The organism is Vogesella indigofera (assembly GCF_028548395.1).
GTDB classification, from domain to species: domain Bacteria; phylum Pseudomonadota; class Gammaproteobacteria; order Burkholderiales; family Chromobacteriaceae; genus Vogesella; species Vogesella indigofera_A.
In genome coordinates this window covers 209,087-234,722 of record NZ_JAQQLA010000004.1, presented here as the reverse complement: position 1 = coordinate 234,722, position 25,636 = coordinate 209,087, and the positions used below count along the sequence as shown (strand labels likewise).

The window sequence follows — 25,636 nt, the reverse complement described above, 5'->3', positions numbered from 1 at the left end:
GTTTTGTTAAACAGTTATGACCATAAAAAACCGCCGTATCTGCTTTTGCAGCTACGGCGGTGGTGTCGATGTTTAAGATTTAGCTCGCGACGCGGGTGATGTTGGCACCGACGGCATTGAGCTTGGCTTCGATGTGCTCGTAGCCGCGATCGAGGTGGTAGATGCGGTCGACGATGGTCTCGCCCTCGGCGGCGAGGCCGGCGATCACCAGGCTGGCGGAGGCGCGCAGGTCGGTGGCCATCACCGTGGCGCCGGACAGCTTTTCCACGCCCTTGACGATGGCGGTGTTGCCTTCCACTTCGATGTTGGCGCCCATGCGGTTCAGCTCCGGCACGTGCATGAAGCGGTTTTCGAAGATGGTCTCGGTCATCACCGCCGCACCTTCGGCGATGGTGTTCAGCGTCATCATCTGCGCCTGCATGTCGGTCGGGAACGCCGGATGCGGCAGGGTGCGCACGTTGACGGCTTTCGGACGGCGCTTCATGTCCAGCGAGATCCAGTCGTCGCCGCACTCAATCACGGCGCCGGTTTCGGTCAGCTTGTCGAGGATCACGTCCATGCTGCGCGGGGCGGCATTGCGCAGCACCACGTGGCCCTGGGTCATGGCGCCGGCGACGAGGAAGGTGCCGGCCTCGATACGGTCCGGCATGATCGCGTGTTCGGCGCCATGCAGGCGCTCGACGCCCTCGATGACCAGCTTGTCGCTGCCGATGCCCTGGATCTTGGCGCCCATCGCCACCAGGCAGTGGGCGAGATCAACCACTTCCGGCTCGCGCGCGGCGTTTTCAAGAATGGTAGTGCCTTCGGCCAGCACCGCCGCCATCAGCAGGTTTTCGGTACCGCCGACGGTGACCATGTCCATCACGATGTGGGCGCCGCGCAGTTTCTTGGCGCGGGCCTTGACGTAGCCGTGCTCGATGGAGATCTCGGCGCCCATGGCGACCATGCCCTTGATGTGCTGTTCCACCGGGCGCGAGCCGATGGCGCAGCCACCAGGCAGCGACACGGTGGCTTCGCCGAAGCGGGCCAGCGTCGGGCCCAGTACCAGGATCGACGCACGCATGGTTTTCACCAGGTCGTACGGTGCCACCAGGGTGTCGAGGCTGGCGGCGGTGATCTCGAACTCGTGCACGTTGTCGGTCATCACGCGCACGCCCATGCCCTGCAGCAGCTTTTGCGTGGTGGCCACGTCGCGCAGCATCGGCACATTGGTGAGCTTCAGCGTGTCGGCGGTCAACAGGCCGGCGCACAGGATAGGCAGGGCGGCGTTCTTGGCGCCGGAAACACGGATTTCACCGTTGAGCGGGCCGTTGCCGCCTTGAATGACCAGTTTTTCCATTTTCGTGATTTAGCCTTGTTGCTGCGCCCATTCTTCCGGGCTGAGTGTCTTCATTCCCAATGCATGAATCTCGGCACGCATGCGGTCGCCGAGGGCCTGGTACACCAACTGGTGGCGCTGGACGCGATTGCGGCCGGAGAATTCCGCGCTGACGATCACGGCGTTGAAGTGGGTGCCGTCATCGCCCTGCACGTCAATGTAGTCACAGGGAAGTCCGGCGAGAATGACTTCCTTGATATAGTCTGCACTTACCATCATGGTTCCTGTCTTTTGTTGTAATGGCGCGGCACGCAAGGTGCCGCTGCTCAATGGCGAAGCTTGTAGCCGCTGGCGATCAGCCGCATCACCCACAGCGACAGCGCGACGAAACAGCCGCCGACCACCGTCAGCGACAGCCACGGCGAGACGTCGGCCTGGCCGAAGAAACCGTAGCGGAAGCCGTCGATCATGTAGAACACCGGGTTGAGGTGGGAGATGCTGCGCCAGAGCGGCGGCAGGCTGTTGATAGAGTAGAACACGCCGGACAAGAACGTCAGCGGCATGATCAGGAAGTTCTGGAACGCGGCCAGCTGGTCGAACTTGTCGGCCCAGATGCCGGCCATGATGCCCAGCGCGCCGAGCACGCCGCAGCCGAGCACGGCAAAGGCCAGCAACCACAGCGGCTGCGCCGGCAGGCTGAGGCCGAACCAGGCGGTGACCAGCAGCACGCCGCAGCCGACCACCAGCCCGCGCACGACAGACGCAAGCAGGTAGGCGCCGAAGAACGCCGGTGCACTGATTGGCGGTAGCAGCAGGAACACGATGTTCCCGGTGATCTTGGACTGGATCAGACTGGACGAGCTGTTGGCGAACGCGTTCTGCGCCATCGACATCATCGCGAGGCCTGGGATCAGGAACGCGGTGTAGCTGACGCCGGGATAGGCCTCGACATGCTGCGACAGCACGTGCGAGAAGATCATCTGGTACAGCAGTGCGGTCAGCACCGGCGCCATCACCGTCTGGAAGCCGACCTTCCAGAAGCGCAGGATTTCCTTCTTGAACAGGGTAATGAAGCCGTACATCAGAGTTGTCCCCCGTGCATCAGCTTGACGAAAACCTGCTCCAGATCGGTTTCGTGCACCGACAGTTCGCGTACTTCCACTGCGGCCAACCTCAGTTCGCTCAATACCTGCTCCAGTTTGGCAATGTCCGGCAGCGCCAGGATGTGGCGGCCGTCCTGCTGGCGCAGGCTCAGCGGCTGCAGGCTGGCCGGCAATGGTCCCGACAGCTGCAGCGACACTTCGCGCGCCGCGCTGCGCGACAGCAGGGTGTCCTTGTTTTCCAGCGCGATCAGCTGGCCTTTTTTCATCATCGCGATGCGGCTGCACAGCGCTTCGGCTTCTTCCAGATAGTGGGTGGTCAGTACGATGGTGTGGCCGGCGGCGTTGAGTTCCTTCACGAACGCCCACAGGCTCTGGCGCAGTTCGACGTCGACACCGGCGGTTGGTTCATCCAGCACGATTACCGGCGGGCGGTGCACCAGCGCCTGCGCCACCATCACCCGCCGTTTCATGCCGCCGGACAGCGCGCGCATATTGACGTTGGCCTTGTCGGTCAGCCCCAGCTTGTGCAGCAGTTCGTCGACCCAGGCGTCGTTGTGGCGGATGCCGAAATAGCCGGACTGGAAGGTCAGCGTCTCGCGCACGGTAAAGAAGGGATCGAACACCAGTTCCTGCGGCACCACGCCCAGTTTCATGCGCGCGGCGCGCGACTCGGCAACCACGTCGTGACCCATGATGCGGATCTGGCCGCTGTCGGCGCGCGACAGGCCGGCCATGGCGGAAATCAGCGTGGTCTTGCCGGCGCCGTTGGGGCCGAGCAGGGCGAAGAACTCGCCGTGTTCTACAGTGAAGCTGATGTGATCCAGGGCCTGCAGCGACGCGAAGCGTTTGCTGACAGCATCGATGCTGATGGCGTGAGTCATGACAGAAGGGCGGAAGGCGTAAAGACGCGGAGTATAACGCTATTCAGCAGCGCATGGCAGGGGTTGCAGCCAGCAGCGCTCCTTGAAAATACCTTCAAAATAAGGGCTTAACAGCGCGGATAGATTATTGTGAATGGTGCGGTCGTCCTGTGCCAGCAACCAGCTGTGGATCAGGCCGCCGTAGAGGCTGTGCAGGCCGATGGCGGCCAGCTTGGGATCGACATCGGCACGCAGCAATTGCTGCTCCTGCGCACAGTGCAGCACCTGCTGCAGCTTGGCTCGTTTCTCCTGCGTCCAGCTGATCTGCTCCAGCAGCAGCGGGGCCATTTCGCCGACCTGCTCGCAGCCGAGGTGGTGGATGCCGCAGATGCGGCGGATGCGCGGATTGTCGTGCAGCAGCGCAAACATGGCGTGACCGTGCCGCCACAGCCGCGTCGCCGGGTTGACATTATTGTCGAGCAGGCGCGCGTCGAGGATTTCCAGCTCCGGAATGATGCGGTCGCACAGCGCGTTGAACAGGTCGAGCTTGTTGGAAAAGTGCCAATAGATCGCGCCGCGGGTCAGCCCGGCGGCGGCGGCGATGTCGGCAAGCGAGGTCCCGGCGACACCTTTTTCCCAGAATACCTGTTCGGCGGTATCCAGCAGCAGGTGACGGGTTTGCTCGGCTTCTTCTCTAGTCTTGCGTGCCATGTTCTCGAAAGGGTTATTCAACGCGGCGTAAGGATAGCGTTAAAGCCGCTATTGCGCTGGTTGATTTATTTACATACATACACGAATGTATGTATTATGGCGCAAATTTGTCGCATTGTCTGTACCGGAATTCAGAAACGCGTCCTGGCAAGCGGCTGTCAGCACGATTGCATGCTATATAGCCGGTTGGCATTTTTTGACCGGCAGGCAGCGCGCAGACGGCTGTTGCCAATGTACGACGCACACATCAAGGAGATCTCTGGTGAGTTCTTTCAATAATCATAAATGGACGCTGGCGCTGTTGCCGCTGGCAGTGATGCTGACCGCTTGCGGGCAGCAGGGCGAACAGGCTGCCGGTCACGGGGCGATGCCGCCGATGCCGGTTAGCGTGGTGAAGATGGCCGCCGCCGATGTGCCGGTGGTCACCGAGTACGTCGGCCAGGCGGTCGGCTCGCGCGAGGTGGAAGTGCGCGCCCGCGTCTCCGGCATCCTGCAGAAGCGTGCCTACACCGAGGGTGCCAGCGTGCGCGCCGGTGACGTGCTGTTCCAGCTCGACGCCGCGCCATACCAGGCGGCGCTGGAGCAGGCGGAGGCGACGCTAAAGCTGGAAGAGGCCAAGCTGATCCGCGCGCAGCAGGACCACGACCGCGTACTGCCGCTGTTCAAGGAAAATGCCGTCAGCCAGAAGGACCGCGATGACGCGGTGGCCGCGCTGGCCAGCGCCAAGGCCTCGGTCGCCGCCGCCCGCGCCGCGATGAAGTCGGCGCAGATCAACCTCGGCTACACCCGCGTCACCGCGCCGATCTCCGGCGTGACCAGTGCCGAGGCGCGCTCCGAGGGCAGCCTGGTGCAGCCGGGCGATGCCGGGCTGCTGACCAAGATCTCGCAGCTGGACCCGATCTACGTCAAGTTCTCGCTGTCCGACAACGACGTGCTGAAGAACCAGCAACTGGCGGCCAGCGGCAAGCTGCGCCAGCCGGAAGGCGGCCGCTACATCGTGTCGCTGAAACTGCCGGACGGCAGCACCTACGGCCGTGAAGGCCGCATCAACTTTGCCGACCGCGTCATCGACCCGACCACCGGCACCTCGGCGGCGCGCGCCAGCTTCGTCAATCCGGAAGGTACCGTGCGTGCCGGCCAGTTCGTGCGCGTCGAGCTGAAGGGCGCGGTGCGCCTCAATGCGCTGGTGGTGCCGCAGAAGGCGGTGCTGACCTCGCAGCAGGGCAAGATGGTGTGGGTGGTCGGCAAGGACAATACCGTCGAGGCCCGTCCGCTGCAGATCAGCGACAGCGCCAATAACGGCTTCATCGTCGAGAGCGGGCTGAAGGCCGGCGACCTGGTGATTACCGACAACCTGATCAAGCTGCGCCCGGGTGCCAAGGTGGTGCCGCAGGCGGCTGCGGCCAACGTTGCCGCCCCGGCAGCGGCCCAGGGCTAAGGCGAGGAATAACACATGTTTTCATCTTTCTTCATCCGCCGGCCGATCTTTGCCAGCGTGCTGTCGATCGTGATCGTGCTGGCCGGTTTCTTCGGCATGCGTGCGTTGCCGATCGAACAGTACCCGCAGATCGTGCCGCCGTCGGTGGCGGTGACCACTGCCTATCCTGGCGCCTCTGCCGAGGTGATCGCCGATACCGTGGCCTCGCCGCTGGAACAGGCGATCAACGGCGTCGACGACATGCTGTACATGCAGTCCAGCAGCGCCAGTAACGGCCGGCTGACCATCAACGTCACCTTCAAGATCGGTACCAATCCGGACCAGGCGTCGATCAACGTCAACAACCGCGTGCAGTCGGTGCTGTCGTCGCTGCCGGAAGAGGTGCGCCGCCAGAGCGTCAACGTGCGCAAGCAGGCCGCCACCTTCCTGCAGGTGATCTCGCTGTACTCGCCGGACAAGCGCTACGACACGCTGTTCATGAGCAACTACGCGCTGCTCAACGTGGTCGACGAGATCAAGCGCATTCCCGGCGTCGGCCAGGTCACCAACTTCGCCGGTAAGGACTACGCGATGCGGGTGTGGCTGCGGCCAGACCGTCTGGCGCAGTTGAAGCTGACGCCCAGTGACGTTGCCACCGCCATCCGCGAGCAGAACGCGCAGTTCGCCGCCGGCAAGATCAGCGCCGAGCCGAACGCCGGCAAGCCGGACTTCACCTACACCATCACCACCAAGGGCCGTCTGACCGAGGCCAGCGAGTTCGAGAACATCATCGTGCGTGCTGCCGCCGACGGGGCCAAGGTGCGACTGAAGGACGTGGCACGGGTGGAGCTGGGCGCGCTGGGCTATGACTTCTACGGCAAGCACAACGGCCGTCCGAGCATCCCGATCGGTATCAACCTGGCGCCGGGCGCCAACCAGCTGGACACCGCCAAGGCGGTACAGGCGAAGATGGACGAACTGGCGGAGCGCTTCCCGGCCGGGCTGTCCTACTCCATTCCTTACGACACCACCCGCTTCGTCGAGGTGTCGATCCAGGAAGTGATTACCACGCTGATGGAAGCGATGGTGCTGGTATTCGCCGTGGTGTACCTGTTCCTGCAGAACTGGCGCGCGACGCTGATTCCGGGCCTGGCGGTGCCGGTGTCCATCGTCGGTACCTTTGCCGGCATGTACATGTTCGGCTACTCCATTAACACCCTGACGCTGTTCGGCATGGTGCTGGCGATCGGTATCGTGGTCGACGATGCCATCGTGGTGCTGGAGAACGTCGAACGCATCATGATGAAAGAGGGCAAGCCGCCGCGCGAAGCCACCATCCAGGCGATGAAGGAAGTCAGCGGCCCGGTGGTCGCCATCGTGCTGGTGCTGTGCTCGGTGTTCATCCCGGTGGCGTTCATGGGCGGTATCGCCGGCCAGATGTACAAGCAGTTCGCCATCACCATCGCGATGTCGGTAACCATCTCCGGCATCGTGGCACTGACGCTGACCCCGGCCTTGTGCGCGGCGATGCTGAAGTCCGAGCATCAGCACAGCAACGCCTTCTTCGACGGCTTCAACCGCCTGTTTGACCGCATCACCCTGCGCTACAGCAGCGGCGTGGCCTTCCTGATCAAGCGTTCCGTGCTGGCACTGGTGCTGTTTGGGCTGCTGATCGGCGCCTCGGCGTGGCTGTTCAAGCTGATTCCGTCGTCGCTGGCGCCGGAAGAAGACCAGGGCTACATCATCTCCGCCACCATCCTGCCGGACGGCGCGGCGATCAACCGCACCGTGGACGCGATGGACAAGCTGGACGTGGAAATTGCCAAGAACCCGGCGGTGAAGGACGTGATGAGCTTTGCCGGCTTTGACATCCTGTCCGGCTCCAACCGCACCAATACCGGTGTCACCTTCATCACCCTGAAGCCGTGGGACGAGCGCAAGGCGCCGGGCATGTCGGCGCAGGAGGTGGTCGGCGACGTGTTCATGAAAGGTGCCGGCATCAAGGAAGGGCTGGTACTGGCCTTCAACCCGCCACCGATCTCCGGCATGTCCTCCACCGGCGGCTTCGAGGCCTACGTGCAGAACCGTGCCGGTGCCTCGGCCGGCGAGCTGGCGGCCCAGGCGCAGGCGCTGATGATGGCGGCGGCAAAACGGCCGGAACTGGCCGGCGTACAGAGCACCTTCTCCGCCAACGTGCCACAGGTCAACGTGCAGCTGGACCGTGAAAAGGCCAAGGCGCTGGGCGTGCCGATCGACGACGTGTTCGACACCATGCAGAGCACCTTCGGCGCGCTGTACGTCAACGACTTCAACAAATTCGGCCGCATCTTCACCGTGCAGCTGCAGTCGGAGGCCGAGTTCCGCAAGAGCGTCGACAACCTGCGTACCGTGTTCGTGCGTGCGCAGAACGGACAGATGATTCCGCTGTCCAGCCTGGTGACGGTGGAACAGGCCACCGGCCCGGAAATCGTCGAGCGCTACAACGCCTTCCCGTCGGCCAAGCTGGTCGGCGGCCCGGCACCGGGCTACAGCTCCGGCGAAGCGCTGGCGGTGATGGAACAGCTGGCGAAGGAAACCCTGCCGGATGGCTACACCCTGGCGTGGACCGGCTCCGCCTTCCAGGAGAAATCCACCGGCGGTGCCTCGTCGACGGTGTTCGTGATCGCGCTGGTGATGGTGTTCCTGATCCTGGCGGCACAGTACGAGCGCTGGACGCTGCCGATCGCGGTGCTGACCGCGGTGCCGTTCGCGGTATTCGGCGCGCTGGTGGCCAACTGGCTGCGCGGGCTGGAGAACGACATCTACTTCCAGGTGGCACTGGTGACGCTGATCGGCCTGGCGGCGAAGAACGCGATCCTGATCGTCGAGTTCGCGGTGCTGAAGATGGAAGAGGGGCGTTCGCTGACCGAGGCGGCGGTGGAGGCGGCCAAGCTGCGTTTCCGCCCTATCGTGATGACCTCGCTGGCCTTCATCCTCGGTTGCGTGCCGCTGGCGATTTCCAGCGGCGCCGGCTCCGCCAGCCGTCACTCGATCGGTACCGGCGTGATCGGGGGCATGTTGGCCGCAACCTTCATCGCGGCACTGTTCATCCCCCTGTTTTTCAAACTGATTATGCAGTGGAGTCAGCGCAAGCCGGCGCCACAAGGAGAACAGCATGATGCTTAAGCAAGCGCTGTTGCCAATCATGGTCGCCGCCGCGCTGTCGGCGTGCGCGGTCGGCCCCGACTACCAGCGTCCGCAGCTGGAAATGCCGCAGGCTGCGGCCAACGTGGCGCCGGTTGCCAGCGACTGGTGGCGCAGTTTCGAGGATCCGGTGCTGGACGCGATGATAGACGAATCGCTGCGCTACAACCGTGATCTGGTGCAGGCCGCGGGGCGGGTGGAAGAAGCCGCCGCCGCCGCTGGTGTGGCGCGTGCCGGCCTGCTGCCGCAGGTCAGCGCCAGCGCCGGCAGCGGCCGCAGCCAGATCTCGGCCTACAGCAGTGGCGGCGGGGCGCTGCTCGACAGCCGCCAGGCCGGGCTGACCGCCAGCTGGGAGCTGGACCTGTGGGGCAAGCTGCGCCGTGAACGCGAAGCGGCGCTGGCCGACGTCAGCGCCAGCGAGCGCTCGCTGGCCGCGTTGCGGCTGTCGCTGGGCAGCCAGGTGGCCAAGAGCTACTTCCAGCTCGCCAGCTACGATGCCCAGCTCGCCAGCGCCCGTGCCACGCTGCAAAGCCGCGAGCAATCGCTGCAGCTGCGCCAGAAACGCTTCAACGGCGGCATGACCTCCGAACTGGAGCTGCGCCAGGCCGAGGCCGAGGCCGCCAGTGCGCGTGCCACCGTGCCGCAGCTGGCACAGGCGGTGACGCAGACCGAACACGCGCTGGCAGTGCTGCTGGGCCGTTCGCCGCGTGACATTGCGGCCAACCTTGGCCGCGGCAAGGCCTTGTCGGCGCTGGCCGAGCCGGAGCAGATCCCGTCAGGTCTGCCGTCCGACCTGCTGCTGCGCCGTGCCGACGTGGCGGCGGCGGAAGCCAGCCTGATCGCGGCCAACGCCCGCATCGGCGTCGCCCGCGCCGCCTACTTCCCGAGCATCAGCCTGTCGGCAGGCATCGGCAGCGCCAGCACCGCGCTGGTCGACCTGTTCAGCGGCCCGGCGCAGACCTGGAACTTTGCGGCCAACCTGACCGCGCCGATCTTCAACGCCGGCCGTATCGCCGCCGGTGTCGATGCCGCCAACGCGCGCCAGAAGCAGGCGCTGGCGGTGTACGAGAAGACGGTGCAGCAGGCGTTTGCCGATACCCTGGACGCGATGTCGGCGGTCAGCACCACGCGTGCCACCGAACAGGCGCAGCTACAGCAACTGGCGGCACTGCGCGAGGCGCTGCGCCTGGCGCGGCTGCGCTACGACAACGGCTACTCCAGCTATCTGGACGTGCTCGATGCCGAGCGCGGCGTGTTCCAGGTGGAGCAGGCACTGTCCAGCGCCCGCCTGGCGCGGCTGTCGGCGGTGGTGTCGCTGTACGCGGCACTGGGTGGAGGCTGGCAGGCCGGCTGACCCCGCAACGCACGATGCAAAAAGCCCGGATCGACTGATCCGGGCTTTTTTTTTGCAGCGCGCCGGCGGGCGGCGCGATGGTATGTATGGGCTTAGCCGGCGCTGTTGGCCTGCGAGCAGCCGGCCACCAGGGCCTTCAGCTCTTCCGGCCGCACCAGCTGGATGTGCTTGTGATCGACCAGGATCCAGCCCTGCTGCTGGAATTTTGACAGCGTGCGGCTGACGGTTTCCAGTTTCAGGCCGAGGAAGCTGCCGATTTCCTCGCGGCTCATGCGCAGGATGAAATCGTTGGCGGCAAAGCCGCGGCTGGCCAAGCGCTGCGACAGGTTGAGCAGGAAGGCGGCGAGGCGTTCTTCCGCCTTCATGTTGCCCAGCAGCAGCATCACCGACTGGTCGCGCACGATCTCGCGGCTCATCAGGCGGAAGAAGTGGTGTTGCAGGCTGGGGATGTCGCGTCCCAGGCTTTCCATGCGGCTGAATGGCAGCTCGCACACCTCGCTGTCCTCCAGCGCGATGGCGTCGCAACCGTGGGTGTTGGAGGAAATGCCGTCCAGCCCCATCAGTTCGCCGGACATGTGGAAACCGGTGACCTGTTCGCGGCCGTCCTGGCTGGAAACGCAGGTCTTGAAATAACCGGTGCGCACCGCGTATAAAGAACGGAAGCCTTCTCCGCTGCGGAACAGGTACTCACCGCGCTTGAAACGGCGGCTCTGACGGATAACGGCATCCAGCTGGGCCATCTCGTCACGGTTCAGCCCCACCGGCAGGCACAATTCACGCAGGCTGCAGTTGGAACAAGTGACTTTCAGCGAATGCAGGGGGGAGGACAGATCGTTCATACCGAGAGTCGATTTCCAGGGACAGATGAGCTTGCTTGATGAGCGTCAATGCAGATCAAGGCGTAATTGCGCAAATTTACCAGTCCCCCACCAGATTTCCAATCAAAATATATGATGACTGCTCATTCTGCATTTATCCCGACCCAATGTGTTTTCGACCGGACCCTGATCGAAACACTGGAAGGGTCCGGTCCGCGTTACACCTCCTATCCGACTGCCGATCGTTTTCACGCCGGTTTTGGGGTGAGTGATTATGAGCATTGCCTGGCGCAGCGCACCATTGGGGCAAACCATCGCGGCATTTCGCTGTACGTGCACATCCCGTTCTGCAACACCATCTGCTACTACTGCGGCTGCAACAAGATCATCACCAAGGACAAGAGCCGCGCCGACGCCTACCTCGACTACCTGGAAAAGGAAATCGCGTTGGTGGCGGAAAAACTCGGCTGTCGCGAGAAGGTGATCCAGCTGCATTTCGGCGGCGGCACGCCGACCTTCCTGTCCGATGCACAGCTGGACCGGGTGATGGGCGTCATCAACCGCTACTTCGAACTGCTGCCGGAAGGCGAGTTCTCCATTGAGATCGACCCGCGCAAGGTTGGCCGCGACACGGTGCTGCATCTGGGTCGGCTCGGTTTCAACCGCATGAGCGTCGGCATCCAGGATTTCGATCCGGCGGTGCAGCAGGCGGTGAACCGCATCCAGAGCGAGGAAGAAACCCGGCTGGTGATCGACGCCGCGCGCGAGGCCGGCTTCAAGTCGGTGAGCGTGGACCTGATCTACGGCCTGCCGCTGCAGACCGCGCACTCGCTGGAAAGCACCGTCAACAAGGTGATCGCGATGGCGCCGGACCGCATCGCGCTGTACAACTACGCGCACCTGCCGACCGTATTCAAGCCGCAGCGCCGCATCAACGAGGCCGACCTGCCGTCCAGCGCCACCAAGCTCGACATCCTGCAGAACTCGGTGCAGCAGCTGAGCGACGCCGGCTATGTGTTCATCGGCATGGACCACTTCGCCAAGCCCGGTGACGAGCTGACCCGCGCGCTGGAACAGGGCCGCCTGCAGCGCAACTTCCAGGGCTATTCCACCCACGCCGACTGCGACATGATCGGCTTTGGCGTGTCATCGATCGGCAAGGTCGGCCCCTGTTACAGCCAGAATGAAAAGGACATCGACGCCTACTACGCGGCGCTGGACGCCGGCCACCTGCCGGTGATGCGCGGCATGACGCTGACCCAGGACGACATCCTGCGCCGCAGCGTGATCCAGGCGCTGATGTGCCGCTTCTCGCTGTCGGTGGAGGCGATCGAGCAGACCTTCGCCATCAATTTCGCCGAGTACTTCGCCGACGAGCTGCCGAAGATCCGCGAATTCCAGCAGATGGGCCTGCTGCATTTCGACGGCGACTTCCTGATGGTGGAGCCGAAGGGCCGCTTCCTGATCCGCAATATCGCGATGGTGTTCGACCGCCATCTGCGCGAACGCGACACGCACGCGCGCTATTCGAAAACCATCTGACCCTCGCCGCCCCGGTGGCGTGATGGCAGGCACACAGGTTGGCCACAGCGATGCGGCCAACCTTTTTCTTTATGCCGGCCACGGCGGCGCGTGGGCGAGGGTGGCGGTGCGCTCTGCTACGCAGGGATCAGCTAGCGCTCGCTCCGCCGGCCCGGCGCCATGGCCGGGCGCAAAAAAGCCCGCTTTCGCGGGCTTGCTCGGAACAGGGTTGGCCGCAAGGCTTACCACACGTCCTTGTGGATCTTGGCTTCGATTTCCGGATACTGCTTCACGTCGAACACCGGCTGCTTCACGCCGGCCTTCAGCTGCTGCTGGTAGTCCTTCAGCAGCACGAACACGTACTTGGACAGCATCACGATGGCGAACAGGTTGATCAGCGCCATCACCCCCATCGCCAGGTCGGCCATGTCCCAGACCAGCATCGAGCTGCCCAGGCAGCCGAATACCACCATGCCCAGTACCGCCAGACGGAACACGAAGATCACCGTCTTGTTGTTCTTGATGAACTCGACGTTGCCTTCGGCGTAGGCGTAGTTGCCGATGATGGTACTGAAGCAGAACAGGAACATGATCACCGCCAGCAGCGTGCCGCCCCAGCTACCCAGCGTGGCGTTCATCGCCGCCTGGGTCAGTTGCACGCCCTTCAGCTCGGCGCCGGGCACGAAGGCGCCGGACAGCAGCACGATCAGCGCGGTGCAGGTACACACGATCATGGTGTCGATGAACACGCCAAACATCTGGATCAGGCCCTGCGATGCCGGGTGACGGGTGGTGGCGGCGGCGGCGGCGTTCGGGGCCGAGCCCATGCCGGCCTCGTTGGAGAACAGGCCGCGCTTGATGCCCAGCATCATCGCCTGGCTCAGCGCGTAGCCGGCAAAGCCGCCGGCGGCCTGTTCCAGACCGAAGGCGCTCTTCACGATCAGCAGCAGCACGCCCGGCACTTCACTGGCATGGGTGATGATCACGTACACGGTCATGCCCAGATACAGCGCGGCCATCAGCGGCACCATCCATTCCGCCACCTGGCCGACCTTGCGCAGGCCGCCGAAGATGATCGGCGCGGTCAGCAGCACCAGGCCGATGGCGACCAGGTTCTTGTCCCAACCCAGCGCGCCTTCGGTGGCGGCGACGATGGAGTTGGCCTGCACCGCGTTGAACACCAGGCCGAAGGCGACGATCAGCGAGATCGAGAACGCCATGCCCAGCCAGCGCATGTTCAGGCCCTTCTGGATGTAGTAGGCCGGACCGCCGCGGAAGGTGTTGTCGTGGTGGTTGACCTTGAACAGCTGTGCCAGGCTGGACTCGGCGAAGGCACTGGCCATGCCCAGCAACGCGGTCATCCACATCCAGAACACGGCGCCAGGGCCGCCCAGCGCGATGGCGGTGGCGACGCCGGCAACGTTGCCGGTACCGACGCGACTGGCGAGGCCGGTGGCGAAGGCCTGGAACGAGGAGATGTCGTTACTGCCGGCGACGTGGTTGCGGCCACCCAGCATTTCCTTCACGCCGCGCGGCAGCAGGCGGATCTGCATGAAACCCATGCGCAGGGTGAAGAACAGGCCGATGCCCAGTAACAGGTAGATCAGTAGCTGACCCCAGATCAGGTCATTGCCGGCATTGATCCAGCCATGAAGTAATTCCATATGTGCTCCAAATGCGTGTCGAGTGCAACGCCGCCGGCAGCACTTGTGGCGGTGCCGGCAACATCAACGGGCTCAGGGTGTTGTTATGGACAATTGCCGCTTCAGCGGTCTTGTGGTGCCAGGTTTTCAGCGGTGATCGCCGCTGAAGGGGCGGCATGATAGCGTATTTGCAACGGGATGGTGTTCGTTTGTGATGATTTTTGGCGGATAAAACCCTGTTTGCCGATGGGTTTTTGCCTTTTTGATTCTATTTGATTGAAAGCGAACGAAAACGAACGGCGGCCGAGCGGCCGCCGGGGGAGATGGCGTCAGGGGCCGACGTAGCGCAGCAGCAGACGGCGCAGGCGCGGCGCCCCGATCAGTACCAGCGGGAAGGCGCAGCTCCACGCCAGCAGCCAGGCGTGCAGCCAGCGGCCGACAAAGCCGGCGTCGATGCCGGTGTTGACCGCGGTGAGGATGCCCGACATCAGGAAGGCCATGTAGCAGGACATCAGCAGGGCGAACAGCAGGGTGTGTTTGCGGGAAGGAGGGGACATGGTGCTCTCGCTACGGTGGGGGTAGCGCATTTTATATAATGTAAAGCGACTTGACCAATATGACCGTGTATCCAGGTCTGGCGCGGGCACGCGCTCGGGAGCGGTGCCGGGGCGCGTACTCACGCGCGACAGGTGATAACGACCGTGGCGGCGGCGTTGACTCGGGGTAAAGGCGCAGGCCTGGAGCGTGCCTAACACCGTAGCGCCGCATGGCGAGCCGTCGCTGCGGCTTTTGAGCGCCGCTCAGGACAGCGCGCGCGGCGACATGCGGTGCAGGATGGCGATCGCCTGGCTGGTCGGCGTGCGCACCGCATCGGCCAGCGTGTAACGGTCCAGCGCGCTGAAAAAGGCCTGCAGCGCCTCGTCCAGCATCCCTTTCAGCTGGCAGCTGCCGCGCAGCTGGCACGGCGGCTCGGCGCAGTCGATCAGCTCGGTGACGCCTTCCAGCTGGCGGATCACCTGTCCCAGCAGGTAAAGGTTGGCCGCACGCGCCAGCGCCAGGCCGCCGCCCTTGCCGCGGGTGGTGACCAGCCAGCCCTGCTGCGACATGAAGTGCACCACCTTGACCAGATGGTTGCGCGACACGGCGAAGCGCTCGGCGATCTCGCCGATGGTGACCGGCGCCACGCGCGGCTCGTCGGTGAGGTACATCAGGACGCGCAGGCCAAGGTCGGTGAAGTGGGTCAGTTGCATGCAGGGGTATCCGGGTAAAAGCGGGCCGCCGCTGCGGCCCGCTGTGCGCGATTATAGCGCGGTGCCACCGGTGCCGAAGGCTTCGGCGTGAATGCGCCCGGCATCGACGCCCAGCGCCAGCAGCGCTTGCTGCTGCGCCTGCATGAACGGCAGCGGGCCGCACAGGTAGTAGTCGGCGTCGGCGACGATCATTTCTGCCGTCGGCGTGATACGGCCGGCGTGATGGTAGTGCACGCCCGGCTGATCCTCGGCGCGCGGCGCTTCATAGTAGATACGGCTGTCCAGCTGCGGGTACTCGGCCGCCAGATTGGCGACGTGCTGGCGGAAGGCGTGCACGCTGCCGTCGCGGCAGGCGTGCAGGAAGCGGATGCTGCGCGGGCTGTTTTGTTGCAGCAGCTGCTCCAGCATCGCCAGCAGCGGGGTGATACCGACGCCGCCGCTGATCAGCACCACCGGCGTGCTGCGTTCCTGGTGCAGGAAGAAGTCGCCCATCGGCGGCGCCAGGTCCAGCAGTGCGCCGGCCTCGATCGCGTCGTGCAGCACGTTGGACACCATCCCCGCCGGGCGGCTGTCGTCGCCGGCCTCACGCTTCACCGAGATGCGCAGCGCCGTGCCGCCGGGCGCGGCCGACAGGCTGTACTGCCGCGGCTGCATCATGCCCAGTTCCGGCACTGCCAACCGCACCGACACGTACTGCCCCGGCAGGTAGTCCGGCAGCGCGCCGCCGTCGGCCGGCTGCAGATAGAAGGAGGTGATTTCGGCGCTCTCCGCCACCTTGCGGCCAACCTTGAACGCGCGCCAGCCGCTCCAGCCGCCGCGCTGGGTGGCCGCCTGCTGGTACAGCTTGTTTTCCTCTGCGATCAGGATGTCGGCCAGCTGGCCGTAGGCGGCGGCCCAGGCGGCGATCAGCTCGTCGCTGGCGGCGTCGCCCAGCACCTCGCGGATCGAGGCCAGCAGGTGGCCGCCGACGATAGGGTAGTGCTCGGCGCGGATGCCGAGGCTGGCGTGCTTGTTGGCCACCAGTGTCAGTACCGGTGCCAGCACCGACGGATCATCGATGTGCTCGGCGTAGGCGGCCACCGCCATCGCCAGTGCCTGTTGCTGGCTGCCGGCCTGCTGGTGACCCTGGTTGAAGATCTGCTTCAGTTCCGGATTGTGCTGGAACATGCGCGCGTAGAAGTGGCGGGTGAGGGTGACGCCGTGTTGTTTCAGGACGGGGGCGGTGGCCTTGACCAGTTGACGGGTGTGCTGATCCAGCATCGTGCTTTCCTTTAATGTTGTGTAAAAAATACATGTTTTTGCGCGCAAGCGGCGATACGCGGTCAACGTTCGGGCCGGAGATGGGCGGTAGCGAACGCGGCAGGACAGGCTGGCTTAAAACATGTACAAATAATACATGTTTAATTTCCTCGTGTCAGCCCCGGAGTCCGTCATGTCGCACACCATCGAAACCACCGCCCGCCGCGCCGCCCTGGCCGCCTTGTTGCTGTTTGGCGGCTGCCTGTATCTGGCCTATCAGGAACGGATGCCGCTGGCGCTGGGCTGGGTCATCGCCGCCCACCTGCTGCTGACGCTGTCGGCCGGGGTGTTCAAGCTGTCGGTGGTAGTGGTGATGGCCTGCCGTCACGGCCGCCGCCATGCAGTGTGAATTTTCACGTTTCGCCGCATTTAAGGCGCAGTGCCGTGCTGCCGTCTTGTACTGGTGATGGCGCAACAAGCGCTGTTCCAAACTTCCTCAATACGGAGCGATAGATCATGCTGAGCCTTCACACCAACGCCGCAGCCCTGTTCACCAAAAGCAACCTGAATACCAGCCAGAACTCGCTGACGACCTCGATGACCCGTCTGGGTACCGGTTATCGCATCAACTCGTCGCAGGACGATGCCGCCGGCCTGCAGATCGCGACCCGTCTGGAAGCACAAAGCCGTGGCATGACCGTGGCGATGAAGAACGCGCAGAACGGTATCAGCCTGTTGCAGACTGCCGACGGCGCGCTGTCCGAAGTGTCCAACATCATGCTGCGTATGAAAGACCTGGCCACCGAAGCGTCTACCGCTACCGCCACCGCTGCCGACAAGACCGCAATGAAGGCTGAATTCGATGCGCTGGGCGCCGAAATCACCAACATCATGACCAACACCAAGTTCGGTGGCGAAGCGCTGCTGACCGGCGGCAAGCTGGCCGCAGCGATGAAGTTCCAGGTGGGTGCCACTGCGGCCGAAGCCTACACCTTCAACGCCTCCGCCGATCTGACCGCCATCGGTACCGCCAACACCGCGCTGATCGCCGGTGACCTGTCGATTGCCGATCCAAGCGCCGTGATCGCACTGGCTGACACCGCTGTTGCCGCCGTTGGCACCCTGCGTTCTTCCATCGGTGCCGGCGCCAACCGCCTGAACCACATCAGCAACAACCTGGCCAACGTCAACAACAACACCCAGATCGCCAAGTCGCGCATCATGGACACCGACTACGCCAACGAAACCGCCAACATGACTTCGCGTCAGATGCTGATGCAGGCCGGCACCTCGATGCTGAAGCAGTCCGGTTCCATCGGTCAGCTGGCCATGTCGCTGATGCAGTAAACGCAGTACCCGTTGTACCTTTAATCAGTCTGCAGCCGCCGCGAGGCGGCTGTTGTCATATTGGCGGAGGGCAGGATGGCGGAAGCGATACGGCCGGTCGGTACAGTCAGTGCGGTGCAGCCGGCGGCAACGGCGACGTCGCAGCAGCGGCTGCAGCCGGGCGACATCCTCAATCTGCGCGTGGCGGCGCTCATGGCCGACGGCAGCGTGCAGCTGGAAGGCGACGCGCTGTCATGGCTGCTGCGGCAATGGCCGGCGAGCCTGCCGCCACCGGTGCCGGGCAGCGTGCTGCCGTTCCGGGTGCTGGCCGCCGGGCCGCCGCCGCAACTGACACCGCTGCTGCCGTCCGCCGCACCGCCGCAGGCACCTTCGGCGGACGACGGCCCGCCGCTGGCGGCGACGCTGCCGGCGCCGGCGTTTCGCCAGGCGGTGTTGCCGCCGGCGCAGCTGGCCAGCGCCTGGCGCGAGGCGCTGGTGGGCACCTTGGCCGCGGCGGCGGCGCAGTTTCACCGCGAGGCCGGCAGCCATCTGCCCGGCGTGCTGCTCGGCGCATTGCCCGATCTCGCGCTGGCGTCGCTGCGCGGCCAGGCCGCGTTGCCGCTGCCCTTGTGGTTGCCGATGTGGTTGTGGGGCGGGCCGCTGCTGGGCTGGCAGGTGGAAGACCAGCCGGAGGCGGAGGACGCCGCCGCGCCACCGGCGGCGCTGGACCTGCTGCTGGAGTGCGAACTGCCGCAGGGGCGGCTACGGCTACGGCTGCGGCTGGATGGCGCGGGGCTACTGCTGTGCTTTCACGGCGAGGACGCGCTGTGCGACTGGCTGCGGACGCAGCGCGGCAGCCTGCTGGCGGCGCTGCACGGCGCCGGTTTCGAGATCAATGCCTGCCACATCGCCACCCGGCCGGCGCTGTCCGGCCTGGCGCTGGGGAGGCACGGCGTCAGCCTGTTCGAGGCATCGCGGCTGCCGGCGTCGCTGTTTGCCGCCGCGGTGCTGATTCTGGAAGTCCTGCTGCCGGCTAGCCCAGCGTCCCCACCAGGCTGACCTCGCGGTTTTCCGGCACCTCGTTGTAGGACAGGATGTGCAGGCCGGGCGCGAACAGACGTCCGTAGCGCGCCAGCAGCGGGCGTAGCTGCGGCATCACCAGCAGCAGCGGCGGCGTCGCCATCTGCTTCATCTGGTCGCGGATGATGGGCATGTTCTGCTGCAGCTGCTGCAGCACGTTGGGGTCGATCGGGAAGCTGTCCAGCGCCGCCTTGCCGCTCTGCTGCGCCTGGCCCAGCGCGCCGAGCAGCAGGTTTTCCAGATCGGCGCCGAGGTTGAACGCCTTCATCTCGCCGCGTGGGCCGAGGATGGCCTGCACGATCTGCCGCTTCAGCGCGGAGCGTACCTCCGCCGCCAGCATGATCGGCTCCTTGCTGTTGTCGGCGGCTTCCACCAGCGTGGTGGCGATCGCCTCCACCGGCTTCAGCGACACGCCGTCGGCCAGCAGCGCACGGTACACCTTCAGCTGCTGGTTGGCGGTGAGCGCCTGCGACAGCGCCTGCGCCAGCTTGGGCGCCTGTGCGGCCAACCTTTCGCCCAGCGCGGCGACGTCGTCGTGGCGGAACAGCTCGGCCAGGTGGTCGCGCATCACCTTGTTGAGGTGGGTGGCGATCACGCTGGCGCAATCGACCACCTGGTAGCCCAGCCCCAGCGCGCGCGCCTTGTCCTGCATCTCGATCCAGGTCACCGGCATCGCGAACGCCGGGTCGACGCCGGGTATGCCGTCCAGCGTGCCGTACACCTGCGGTGACGGGATCGCCATCAGCCGGTCGGCGTGCACCTCGGCCTCGGCGATGGTGCTGCCGGCGAGCAGGATCGCGTACTGCGCCGGCTTCAGCTTCAGGTCGTCGCGCACCGCCACCGCCGGCAGCAGCAGGCCCATGCTTTCGCTCAGCGTCTGGCGCACGCCTTTCAGGCGCTTGCTCAGCGGCGCGCCCTGCGCCTTGTCGATCAACGTCACCAGCTTGTAGCCCAGCGACAGCGTCAGCGTCTCGCTGTACGGCAGGCTGTGCCAGTCCAGCTCCGGTTCGCCGTCGCCCTGCAGCACCTGCTGCAGCGCGCCGTGGTCCAGCGGCGTGCTGCTTTTGGCCGGTGCCTGCTGCAGCCGCCAGCCGACAAAGGCCAGCAACGCGGCAAAACCGATGAAGGTCGGCCACGGCATGCCGGGGATGATGGCGAGCATGAACATCATGCCGGCGGCGGAGTACAGCACCACCGGCGAGGCCAGCATCTGGCTGCTGACCTGCTCCTGCATGTCGCCGGAGTCGCTGACGCGGGTGACGATGATGGCGGCGGCGGAGGACAGCAGCAGCGCCGGGATCTGCGCCACCAGGCCGTCGCCGATGGTCATCAGCGCGTACTGGCGGAAGGCGTCGCCCAGCGCCATGTCGTGCATCAGCGTGCCGATGGCGACACCGCCGATCAGGTTGATCAGCAGGATCAGGATGCCGGCGATGGCGTCGCCGCGCACGAACTTGGAGGCGCCGTCCATCGCGCCGTAGAAGTCGGCCTCGGTGCTGATGTCGCGCCGGCGCTGCTGTGCCGCCTCCTGGGTGATCACCCCGGCGTTGAGGTCGGCGTCGATCGCCATCTGCTTGCCCGGCAGCGCGTCCAGCGTAAAGCGCGCCGACACCTCGGAGATGCGCTCGGCGCCCTTGGTCACCACCATGAAGTTGATGATCATCAGGATCACGAACACCACCAGGCCGACCACGAAGTTGCCGCCGATCACCACGTGGCCGAAGGCCTCGATCACGCGGCCGGCGGCGTCGGTGCCCTGGTGGCCGTCGAGCAGCACCACCCGCGTCGAGGCCACGTTCAGCGTCAGCCGCAACAGCGTGGCGCCGAGGATGATGGTGGGGAAGATGGAGAAGTCCAGCGGCCGCCGCGCCGACACGCTGACCAGGATGATGATGATCGCCAGCACGATGTTGAAGGTGAACAGCAGGTCCAGCACCAGCGGTGGCAGCGGCAGGATCACCATCGCCAGGATGGCGAGCAGGTACAGCGGGGTGGCGACCTTGTGGCGCGCCAGGAGGGCAAGCAGACGGTTGAGGGCGGTCATGTTGTCGTTTTCGGATTGGCGAGATGGGCTGGCACCGGCAAATCATCCGGCAAGGTTGGCCGCAGGCGGCGTTTGCCGCTGCGGAAGGCTTTCAGCTGCAAGACATAGGTCAGCACCTGCGCCACGGCGCGGTACAGCGGCGCCGGGATCTGCTGGTTGACCTGGGTAGTGTGGTACACCGCCCGCGCCAAGGGCGGGATGGTGAGCACGGCAATATCGTGTTCGGCGGCGATGCGGCTGATGCACAGCGCCATCTCGTCGACGCCCTTGGCGATGATGAACGGCGCCTCGGCGCGGTCCTCGTCGTATTTCAGCGCCACCGCGTAGTGGGTCGGGTTGACGATGATCACGTCGGCGCCGGGCACCGACTTGCGCAGCCCGCGCTGCGCCAGCTGCTGCTGCACCTGGCGGATGCGCTGCTTGATCTGCGGGCTGCCCTCGGTCTTCTTGTACTCGTCCTTCAGGTCCTGCTTGCTCATGCGCTGCTCGCGCTGGAACAGCAGCCACTGCAGCGGCAGGTCGATCACCGCGAACAGCACGAACACCGCCGCCAGCGCCAGCAGCGCCTGTAGCAGCCGCGCGCCGGCGGCGGCCAGCGCCTCGTCCAGCGGCAGGTCCTGCAGCGCGAAGAAGTCCTGCATCGCGGAGAGCGCCACGCTGTACAGCACGCCGCCGAGCAGCAGCGCCTTGAGGATGGACTTGCCGACCTCGCTGGCGTGCTTGGCCGACACCACCCGCCCCAGATGGCTGAGCGGGTTGAGTCGCTTCAGCTGCGGGAAGAAGTGCTGGCCGACGAAGATCCAGCCACCGGGCAGCAGCGAGAACAGCACCACCAGCAGCGGGATCACCAAGAGCGGCAGCAGCATCTTCACCAGCAGGGTCAGGCTGCCGGCGAATAGCATCGACCACACGTTCTCCAGCGTGCCGCGGCCGCCGAGCGAGGCGAAGGCCAGCGCGAACAGGCGGCGGAAATCGGCCAGCCAGTCCGGCATCTGCCAGAAGCTGAGCCACACCGCCACCACGATGCCGACCGCGGTGGCGACATCCTTGGAGCGCGGCACCTGGCCCTGCTTGCGTGCCTCGCGCAGCTTGTGCGGCGAGGCCTTTTCCGTCTTGTCGCCGTTGTGCGCCTCAGCCACCGCGCGCTCCCAGCATGCCCTGCAGCAGCTTGAGCATCTGGCCGCTGAGGCGCAGGTAGTGCTGCGGCAGGTAGTGCAGCACCAGCCCCAGCGTCAGCAGCCCGAACAGCGTCACCACCGGAAAGCCGAGCGAGAACAGGTTCAGCGCCGGCGCCACGCGGTTGATCAGGCCGAAGCCGACCTGCACCACGAAGGTGGCGAACACCGCCGGCAGCGCCAGCAGGATGGCGGCGGAAAACACCCAGCCCAGGCTTGCGGCCAACCTTGCCAGCGACTGCGGCAGCAGGCCGCTACCGACCGGCCACACCTTGAAGCTGTCGAACACCACCTGGGTCAGCACCAGGTGGCCGTCCATGGCGAAGAACAGCAGCGCCGCCAGCAGGTACAACAGGTTGGAGATCACGTCGGAAGAGCTGCCGTTGCCGGGGTCGTTCATCACCGCCATCGACAGCCCCATCTGCGACGACACCAGGAAGCCCAAGAGTGACAGGATGGTCATCACCAGCTGGAAGGCGAGGCCGAACAGCAGGCCGATGACGGCCTGCTCGATGGCGGTGACCACGCCGTGTAATGAAAACGGGTCGATGGGCGGCAGGCCACGCATCGCCGGCAGCGTCGCCACCGCCAGCGCCAGCGCGAGACCGAGGCGGGCGCGCACCGGCACCACGCTTTCGCCGAGGAAGGGCGCGATGCTGATCGCCGCGGCGTAGCGGCAGAACGGCCACCACAGCGCCGGCAGCAGCACCAGCAGTTCGGCGAGTACGGCGTTCATGTCGCTCAGCCGACCAGCGTGGCGGCGCGCTGGAAGATGTCGATGCAGAAATCCATCAGCATGCCGGTGATCCAGTGCCCGGCCAGCGCGATGGTGGCCAGCGTCACCAGCAGGCGCGGCAAAAAGGACAACGTCTGTTCGTTGATCTGCGTCGCCGCCTGCACCAGGCTGACGATGACGCCGACGATCAGGCTGGGCAGCACCAGCAGCACCACCAGCACGATCACCACGTGCAGGCTGTCGTTGACGAGGTCGACGGCAATATCGGGAGTCAGCATCAGTAGGCCTGTATCGAGGTAACCAGGGTGTTGACGGTCAGCGACCAGCCGTCCACCAGCACGAACAGCAGTAGCTTCAGCGGCAGCGAGATCACCAAGGGTGAGAGCATCATCATACCCATCGCCATCAGCACGCTGGACACCACCAGATCAATCACCAGGAAGGGGATGAACAGCATGCAGCCGATCTGGAACGCGGTTTTCAGCTCGGACAGCACGAAGGCGGCCAGCTTCACCGCAAAGGCGTGCTGGCGCGGGTCGCGGATGTGGCTCTCGCCGGACAGCTTGGCGATCTGCGCCAGCGCGCTCTTGCCGGTCTGCGCCAGCATGAAGCGCGACAGCGGCGCCTCGGCGCGCAGCAGCGCCTCCGGCATGCTGATCTGGTCCTGATCGTAGGGCAGCATCGCCTTGTTCCACACCTCGACGCCGACCGGGCGCATCACCAGCATCGTCAGGATCAGCGCCACGCCGGTGACGATGCGGTTGGGCAGGCCCTGTTGCAGGCCCAGCGCCTGGCGCAGCAGCGACAGCACGATCACGAAGCGGGTGAAGCTGGTCATCATCAGCACCAGCACCGGCAGCAGACCGAGCAGGGTCATCAGCACCAGGATCTGGGTCTTGACGGTGAAGTCCACCGCGCCGCCCTGACCGCTGGCGGACAGCAGCTTCAGCGTGTCGTCGGCCTGCGCCAGCGGCGCGGCCAGCAGCAACAGCGCCGGCAGCAGCGGCCGCAGGCGGCGCCACAGCGATGCCATCATGAGGTCAGCGCGTCGAGGTCGAGATTGTCCAGCGCGATCACGCGCAGGCCGTAGTTCTCGCCGGCGACCACCACTTCGGCCTTGCCGATGGCGGTGCCGTTGATCTTGATGTCCAGCGGCGCGCCGGCCAGCTTGTCCAGCTCGATCACCGAGCCGGGGTCGATGCTGGCGAGGTCGGCAAGCGAGATCTCGGCGGTGCCGACTTCCAGCGTCAGCGACACCGGGATCTTGCGCAGGAAGCCCTGCATGTCGCGCGCCGGGCGTGCCGCGGCTAGCGGCTCGGGGCTGGCGTCGGCGGCGGGCATGCCGTCCAGCATGCCGTCGAGGTCGAAATCGTCGGGTGATTGCATCGTTTACTCCACATCCTGAAATGAGGTAAGGCACAGCTTGCCGCCGCGGTCGACCACGCTGGCGGCGAACAGGCGCTTGCGGCCAACGTAGACATCGGTCTGCGGCGGCAGCCGGATCGGCAGCACGCTGCCGACCTGCAGGTCGAGCACCTCGCCCAGCGGCAGCCGTTTTTCCAGCAGTTGCGCGCGCAGGCGCAGGCGCAGCTGCTCGGTGAACGGCAGCGGCTCGCTGCTGGCCACCGCTTCCGGCAGCCGGTCGCCGGCCAGCTGTTGCAGCAGGTAGCCGACGCTGTCGTCGTCCAGCCCCAGCGCGATGCGGCCCTGCGGTGCGCCGCTGGAGTCGGCCAGCGTCAGCACCGCCTCCCAGCTCGGCTTGTCGCGCAGTGCGAACGGCAGGTTGTCGATGCCGTCGCCGGCGGCGAGCGCATGGCCGCCGCGCTGCATGCTGGCCAGCAGCAGCTGCGACAGACGGTTGCCGAGCAGGCGCGCCAGGCGGTGTTCGGTTTCGGTTTCCCGGCTGCTGTCGGCCGCGCCGGCACCGCTGCCGTTGCCACCGTAGCGGTAGTCGAGGATCTGCAGCAGCAGCTGGCGTTCGATGTGCACGGCAAAGGCGCCGCCGCCCCAGCGGTGCCAGGTGCGGCGTGGCGCCTCCTGCGGCGCGTCGCCGGCAACGAGCTCGCTGAGCACGAAGCGGGCGTGGTAGCGCGCGTTCAGTTCGCGCTGCACGAAATCGGCCAGCGCCTGCTGCAGGGTGCGCAAGTACACGGGCAGCAGGTGGAACGGGCGGCCCAGGGTTGCGGTGGCAACGGGGGGCAGTCGCGCGCCGTCGGCTGGAGCAAGAATTCTGGACTTGGGCATGGCGGGTCGGTTTCAGGTGGCGGTATCGGGCTGGCCGGCGGGCAGTTGTCGCCGCGACGCACTGATGGAAGCCGCATCTTACTGAATGCCCTCTTGGCGGAAGGGTGAAAATTCACATAACGATCTGTGAAAATTTACACGGTTCATTGGTAAGTGCACGTTTAAACTGCGCCACGTTCCAATCCTTCCTGCTGCCGGCCCGGACAGGGCTTTCCGCCCGCTGCCGCCACGACGCAGGCAAACGCTTTTCGTGAGAGAGAGCATGGCAATTAACCTTGATCTGCTGATCGCTGCCGATCAGCAGCAGATCGCCAAAGACATGGGCGCGCTGTCGCACATCGCGGCCGCCTCGCCGCTGGAGACGGGCAGCGCCGATACGGCGGTCAGTTTCTCCGGCGCGATGATGAACGCGGTCAGCGAGGTCGATACCCAGAACCGCGTCGCCAGCGACAAGATGGCCGATGTCGACAGCGGCCGCAGCGACGATCTGGTCGGCGCCATGATGCTGAGCCAGGAAGCCAGCCTGTCCTTCTCCATGCTGATGCAGGTCCGTAACAAGGTCGTCGCCGCCGTTGACGACCTGATCAAGATGCCAATCTGACTGGCGGTTCCCC

At 65.3% G+C, this 25,636-nt stretch carries 25 protein-coding genes; 8 read left to right on the top strand and 17 right to left on the bottom strand.

Annotated elements, in window-relative coordinates:
• Positions 1-79 precede the first annotated feature (79 nt).
• The 5 genes from murA to PQU89_RS06795 are packed head-to-tail and all read right to left on the bottom strand — an operon-like array spanning position 80 to position 3,992.
• A complete protein-coding gene (gene murA, locus PQU89_RS06815; protein WP_272756758.1) occupies positions 80-1,339 on the bottom strand; it encodes a UDP-N-acetylglucosamine 1-carboxyvinyltransferase in 1,260 nt (419 codons plus the stop codon).
• A 9-nt stretch (positions 1,340-1,348) separates the two neighbouring features.
• Positions 1,349-1,597, bottom strand: a complete 249-nt coding sequence (locus PQU89_RS06810; protein WP_245961109.1) for a BolA family protein — start codon at positions 1,595-1,597, stop codon at positions 1,349-1,351.
• Positions 1,598-1,644: 47 nt separating this feature from the next.
• The gene (locus PQU89_RS06805; RefSeq protein ID WP_272765179.1) at positions 1,645-2,400 is read right to left on the bottom strand and encodes an ABC transporter permease; all 756 of its coding nucleotides are present in this window, start codon (positions 2,398-2,400) and stop codon (positions 1,645-1,647) included.
• Entirely contained in the window at positions 2,400-3,302 is a 903-nt protein-coding gene (locus PQU89_RS06800; RefSeq protein WP_272765178.1) for an ABC transporter ATP-binding protein, read from the bottom strand. The genes PQU89_RS06805 and PQU89_RS06800 overlap by 1 nt, the downstream gene beginning before the upstream one ends.
• 39 nt (positions 3,303-3,341) lie before the next feature.
• A complete protein-coding gene (locus PQU89_RS06795) occupies positions 3,342-3,992 on the bottom strand; it encodes a TetR family transcriptional regulator (protein WP_272765177.1) in 651 nt (216 codons plus the stop codon).
• Positions 3,993-4,254: 262 nt separating this feature from the next.
• Here PQU89_RS06795 and PQU89_RS06790 point away from each other — a divergent pair, with 262 nt between their 5' ends.
• From PQU89_RS06790 to PQU89_RS06780, 3 genes are read left to right on the top strand one after another with little or no spacing between them, the layout of a single operon-like run.
• On the top strand, positions 4,255-5,430 hold the full coding sequence (locus PQU89_RS06790; RefSeq protein WP_245961110.1) for an efflux RND transporter periplasmic adaptor subunit: 1,176 nt from the start codon (positions 4,255-4,257) through the stop codon (positions 5,428-5,430).
• A 15-nt stretch (positions 5,431-5,445) separates the two neighbouring features.
• Positions 5,446-8,574 (top strand): efflux RND transporter permease subunit, encoded by a 3,129-nt coding sequence (locus PQU89_RS06785; RefSeq protein WP_272765176.1) that lies wholly within the window; start codon positions 5,446-5,448, stop codon positions 8,572-8,574.
• Positions 8,564-9,946: an efflux transporter outer membrane subunit gene (locus PQU89_RS06780; RefSeq protein WP_272765175.1), complete on the top strand. Its 1,383-nt coding sequence runs from the start codon at positions 8,564-8,566 to the stop codon at positions 9,944-9,946. The genes PQU89_RS06785 and PQU89_RS06780 overlap by 11 nt, the downstream gene beginning before the upstream one ends.
• Positions 9,947-10,038: 92 nt before the next feature.
• Here the strand turns inward: PQU89_RS06780 and fnr are convergent, their stop codons facing one another.
• Positions 10,039-10,785, bottom strand: coding sequence for a fumarate/nitrate reduction transcriptional regulator Fnr (fnr, locus tag PQU89_RS06775; protein ID WP_047967772.1), 747 nt, complete (start codon positions 10,783-10,785; stop codon positions 10,039-10,041).
• A gap of 111 nt (positions 10,786-10,896) precedes the next feature.
• Between fnr and hemN the strand changes: the two genes are divergently transcribed.
• Positions 10,897-12,306 carry an oxygen-independent coproporphyrinogen III oxidase gene (gene hemN / locus PQU89_RS06770; protein WP_272765174.1) on the top strand — a complete coding sequence of 470 codons (1,410 nt, stop codon included), beginning with the start codon at positions 10,897-10,899 and terminating at the stop codon, positions 12,304-12,306.
• Between the two features lie 221 nt (positions 12,307-12,527).
• On the opposite strand, the gene PQU89_RS06765 is transcribed toward hemN, so the two are convergent.
• The 4 genes from PQU89_RS06765 to hmpA form a co-directional block, all read right to left on the bottom strand.
• Complete coding sequence (locus tag PQU89_RS06765) at positions 12,528-13,949, bottom strand: alanine/glycine:cation symporter family protein (RefSeq protein WP_272765173.1); 1,422 nt, start codon at positions 13,947-13,949, stop codon at positions 12,528-12,530.
• Between the two features lie 308 nt (positions 13,950-14,257).
• Positions 14,258-14,485, bottom strand: a complete 228-nt coding sequence (locus PQU89_RS06760) for a DUF2798 domain-containing protein (protein WP_272765172.1) — start codon at positions 14,483-14,485, stop codon at positions 14,258-14,260.
• Positions 14,486-14,728: 243 nt separating this feature from the next.
• A complete protein-coding gene (locus PQU89_RS06755; RefSeq protein ID WP_272765171.1) occupies positions 14,729-15,178 on the bottom strand; it encodes an Rrf2 family transcriptional regulator in 450 nt (149 codons plus the stop codon).
• Positions 15,179-15,229: 51 nt separating this feature from the next.
• Positions 15,230-16,486, bottom strand: a complete 1,257-nt coding sequence (hmpA, locus tag PQU89_RS06750) for an NO-inducible flavohemoprotein (protein WP_272765170.1) — start codon at positions 16,484-16,486, stop codon at positions 15,230-15,232.
• A gap of 124 nt (positions 16,487-16,610) precedes the next feature.
• On the opposite strand from hmpA, the gene PQU89_RS06745 reads away from it, so the two are divergent.
• The 3 genes from PQU89_RS06745 (at position 16,611) to PQU89_RS06735 (ending at position 18,802) form a co-directional block, all read left to right on the top strand.
• The gene (locus PQU89_RS06745; protein WP_272765169.1) at positions 16,611-16,826 is read left to right on the top strand and encodes a hypothetical protein; all 216 of its coding nucleotides are present in this window, start codon (positions 16,611-16,613) and stop codon (positions 16,824-16,826) included.
• Positions 16,827-16,933: 107 nt separating this feature from the next.
• Positions 16,934-17,764, top strand: coding sequence for a flagellin N-terminal helical domain-containing protein (locus PQU89_RS06740; RefSeq protein WP_272765168.1), 831 nt, complete (start codon positions 16,934-16,936; stop codon positions 17,762-17,764).
• A gap of 75 nt (positions 17,765-17,839) precedes the next feature.
• The gene (locus tag PQU89_RS06735) at positions 17,840-18,802 is read left to right on the top strand and encodes a hypothetical protein (RefSeq protein ID WP_272765167.1); all 963 of its coding nucleotides are present in this window, start codon (positions 17,840-17,842) and stop codon (positions 18,800-18,802) included.
• Here PQU89_RS06735 and PQU89_RS06730 read toward each other — a convergent pair.
• Genes PQU89_RS06730 through PQU89_RS06700 form a run of 7 tightly spaced genes read right to left on the bottom strand, consistent with a single transcriptional unit; the run spans position 18,777 to position 25,022 of the window.
• Positions 18,777-20,867 carry a flagellar biosynthesis protein FlhA gene (locus PQU89_RS06730; RefSeq protein ID WP_272765166.1) on the bottom strand — a complete coding sequence of 697 codons (2,091 nt, stop codon included), beginning with the start codon at positions 20,865-20,867 and terminating at the stop codon, positions 18,777-18,779. The two genes, PQU89_RS06735 and PQU89_RS06730, sit on opposite strands and share 26 nt — an antisense overlap.
• Entirely contained in the window at positions 20,864-22,006 is a 1,143-nt protein-coding gene (gene flhB, locus PQU89_RS06725) for a flagellar type III secretion system protein FlhB (RefSeq protein WP_272765165.1), read from the bottom strand. Before flhB ends, PQU89_RS06730 begins: the two co-directional genes overlap by 4 nt.
• The gene (gene fliR / locus PQU89_RS06720; RefSeq protein ID WP_272765164.1) at positions 21,999-22,778 is read right to left on the bottom strand and encodes a flagellar biosynthetic protein FliR; all 780 of its coding nucleotides are present in this window, start codon (positions 22,776-22,778) and stop codon (positions 21,999-22,001) included. Before fliR ends, flhB begins: the two co-directional genes overlap by 8 nt.
• 5 nt (positions 22,779-22,783) lie before the next feature.
• The gene (fliQ, locus tag PQU89_RS06715) at positions 22,784-23,056 is read right to left on the bottom strand and encodes a flagellar biosynthesis protein FliQ (protein ID WP_047968382.1); all 273 of its coding nucleotides are present in this window, start codon (positions 23,054-23,056) and stop codon (positions 22,784-22,786) included.
• A complete protein-coding gene (fliP, locus tag PQU89_RS06710; RefSeq protein ID WP_272765163.1) occupies positions 23,056-23,814 on the bottom strand; it encodes a flagellar type III secretion system pore protein FliP in 759 nt (252 codons plus the stop codon). The genes fliQ and fliP overlap by 1 nt, the downstream gene beginning before the upstream one ends.
• Positions 23,811-24,164: a flagellar motor switch protein FliN gene (fliN, locus tag PQU89_RS06705; RefSeq protein WP_189372871.1), complete on the bottom strand. Its 354-nt coding sequence runs from the start codon at positions 24,162-24,164 to the stop codon at positions 23,811-23,813. Before fliN ends, fliP begins: the two co-directional genes overlap by 4 nt.
• A 3-nt stretch (positions 24,165-24,167) precedes the next feature.
• A complete protein-coding gene (locus PQU89_RS06700; protein ID WP_272765162.1) occupies positions 24,168-25,022 on the bottom strand; it encodes a FliM/FliN family flagellar motor C-terminal domain-containing protein in 855 nt (284 codons plus the stop codon).
• A 262-nt stretch (positions 25,023-25,284) separates the two neighbouring features.
• On the opposite strand from PQU89_RS06700, the gene fliE reads away from it, so the two are divergent.
• Positions 25,285-25,623 (top strand): flagellar hook-basal body complex protein FliE, encoded by a 339-nt coding sequence (gene fliE / locus PQU89_RS06695; protein WP_047968386.1) that lies wholly within the window; start codon positions 25,285-25,287, stop codon positions 25,621-25,623.
• Positions 25,624-25,636 lie beyond the last annotated feature (13 nt).

Bases quoted from the DNA above. Each gene is read 5' to 3' on its own strand.
- PQU89_RS06700 (WP_272765162.1), bottom strand. From the start codon at position 25,022: ATGCCCAAGTCCAGAATTCTTGCTCCAGCCGACGGCGCGCGACTGCCC.
- PQU89_RS06745 (WP_272765169.1), top strand. From the start codon at position 16,611: ATGTCGCACACCATCGAAACCACCGCCCGCCGCGCCGCCCTGGCCGCC.
- PQU89_RS06740 (WP_272765168.1), top strand. From the start codon at position 16,934: ATGCTGAGCCTTCACACCAACGCCGCAGCCCTGTTCACCAAAAGCAAC.
- PQU89_RS06805 (WP_272765179.1), bottom strand. From the start codon at position 2,400: ATGTACGGCTTCATTACCCTGTTCAAGAAGGAAATCCTGCGCTTCTGG.
- fnr (WP_047967772.1), bottom strand. From the start codon at position 10,785: ATGAACGATCTGTCCTCCCCCCTGCATTCGCTGAAAGTCACTTGTTCC.
- fliR (WP_272765164.1), bottom strand. From the start codon at position 22,778: ATGAACGCCGTACTCGCCGAACTGCTGGTGCTGCTGCCGGCGCTGTGG.
- fliQ (WP_047968382.1), bottom strand. From the start codon at position 23,056: ATGCTGACTCCCGATATTGCCGTCGACCTCGTCAACGACAGCCTGCAC.
- PQU89_RS06795 (WP_272765177.1), bottom strand. From the start codon at position 3,992: ATGGCACGCAAGACTAGAGAAGAAGCCGAGCAAACCCGTCACCTGCTG.
- PQU89_RS06785 (WP_272765176.1), top strand. From the start codon at position 5,446: ATGTTTTCATCTTTCTTCATCCGCCGGCCGATCTTTGCCAGCGTGCTG.
- PQU89_RS06760 (WP_272765172.1), bottom strand. From the start codon at position 14,485: ATGTCCCCTCCTTCCCGCAAACACACCCTGCTGTTCGCCCTGCTGATG.
- fliN (WP_189372871.1), bottom strand. From the start codon at position 24,164: ATGCAATCACCCGACGATTTCGACCTCGACGGCATGCTGGACGGCATG.
- PQU89_RS06730 (WP_272765166.1), bottom strand. From the start codon at position 20,867: ATGACCGCCCTCAACCGTCTGCTTGCCCTCCTGGCGCGCCACAAGGTC.
- PQU89_RS06810 (WP_245961109.1), bottom strand. From the start codon at position 1,597: ATGATGGTAAGTGCAGACTATATCAAGGAAGTCATTCTCGCCGGACTT.
- hemN (WP_272765174.1), top strand. From the start codon at position 10,897: ATGATGACTGCTCATTCTGCATTTATCCCGACCCAATGTGTTTTCGAC.
- fliP (WP_272765163.1), bottom strand. From the start codon at position 23,814: ATGATGGCATCGCTGTGGCGCCGCCTGCGGCCGCTGCTGCCGGCGCTG.
- PQU89_RS06800 (WP_272765178.1), bottom strand. From the start codon at position 3,302: ATGACTCACGCCATCAGCATCGATGCTGTCAGCAAACGCTTCGCGTCG.
- fliE (WP_047968386.1), top strand. From the start codon at position 25,285: ATGGCAATTAACCTTGATCTGCTGATCGCTGCCGATCAGCAGCAGATC.
- murA (WP_272756758.1), bottom strand. From the start codon at position 1,339: ATGGAAAAACTGGTCATTCAAGGCGGCAACGGCCCGCTCAACGGTGAA.
- PQU89_RS06765 (WP_272765173.1), bottom strand. From the start codon at position 13,949: ATGGAATTACTTCATGGCTGGATCAATGCCGGCAATGACCTGATCTGG.
- PQU89_RS06755 (WP_272765171.1), bottom strand. From the start codon at position 15,178: ATGCAACTGACCCACTTCACCGACCTTGGCCTGCGCGTCCTGATGTAC.
- PQU89_RS06735 (WP_272765167.1), top strand. From the start codon at position 17,840: ATGGCGGAAGCGATACGGCCGGTCGGTACAGTCAGTGCGGTGCAGCCG.
- PQU89_RS06780 (WP_272765175.1), top strand. From the start codon at position 8,564: ATGATGCTTAAGCAAGCGCTGTTGCCAATCATGGTCGCCGCCGCGCTG.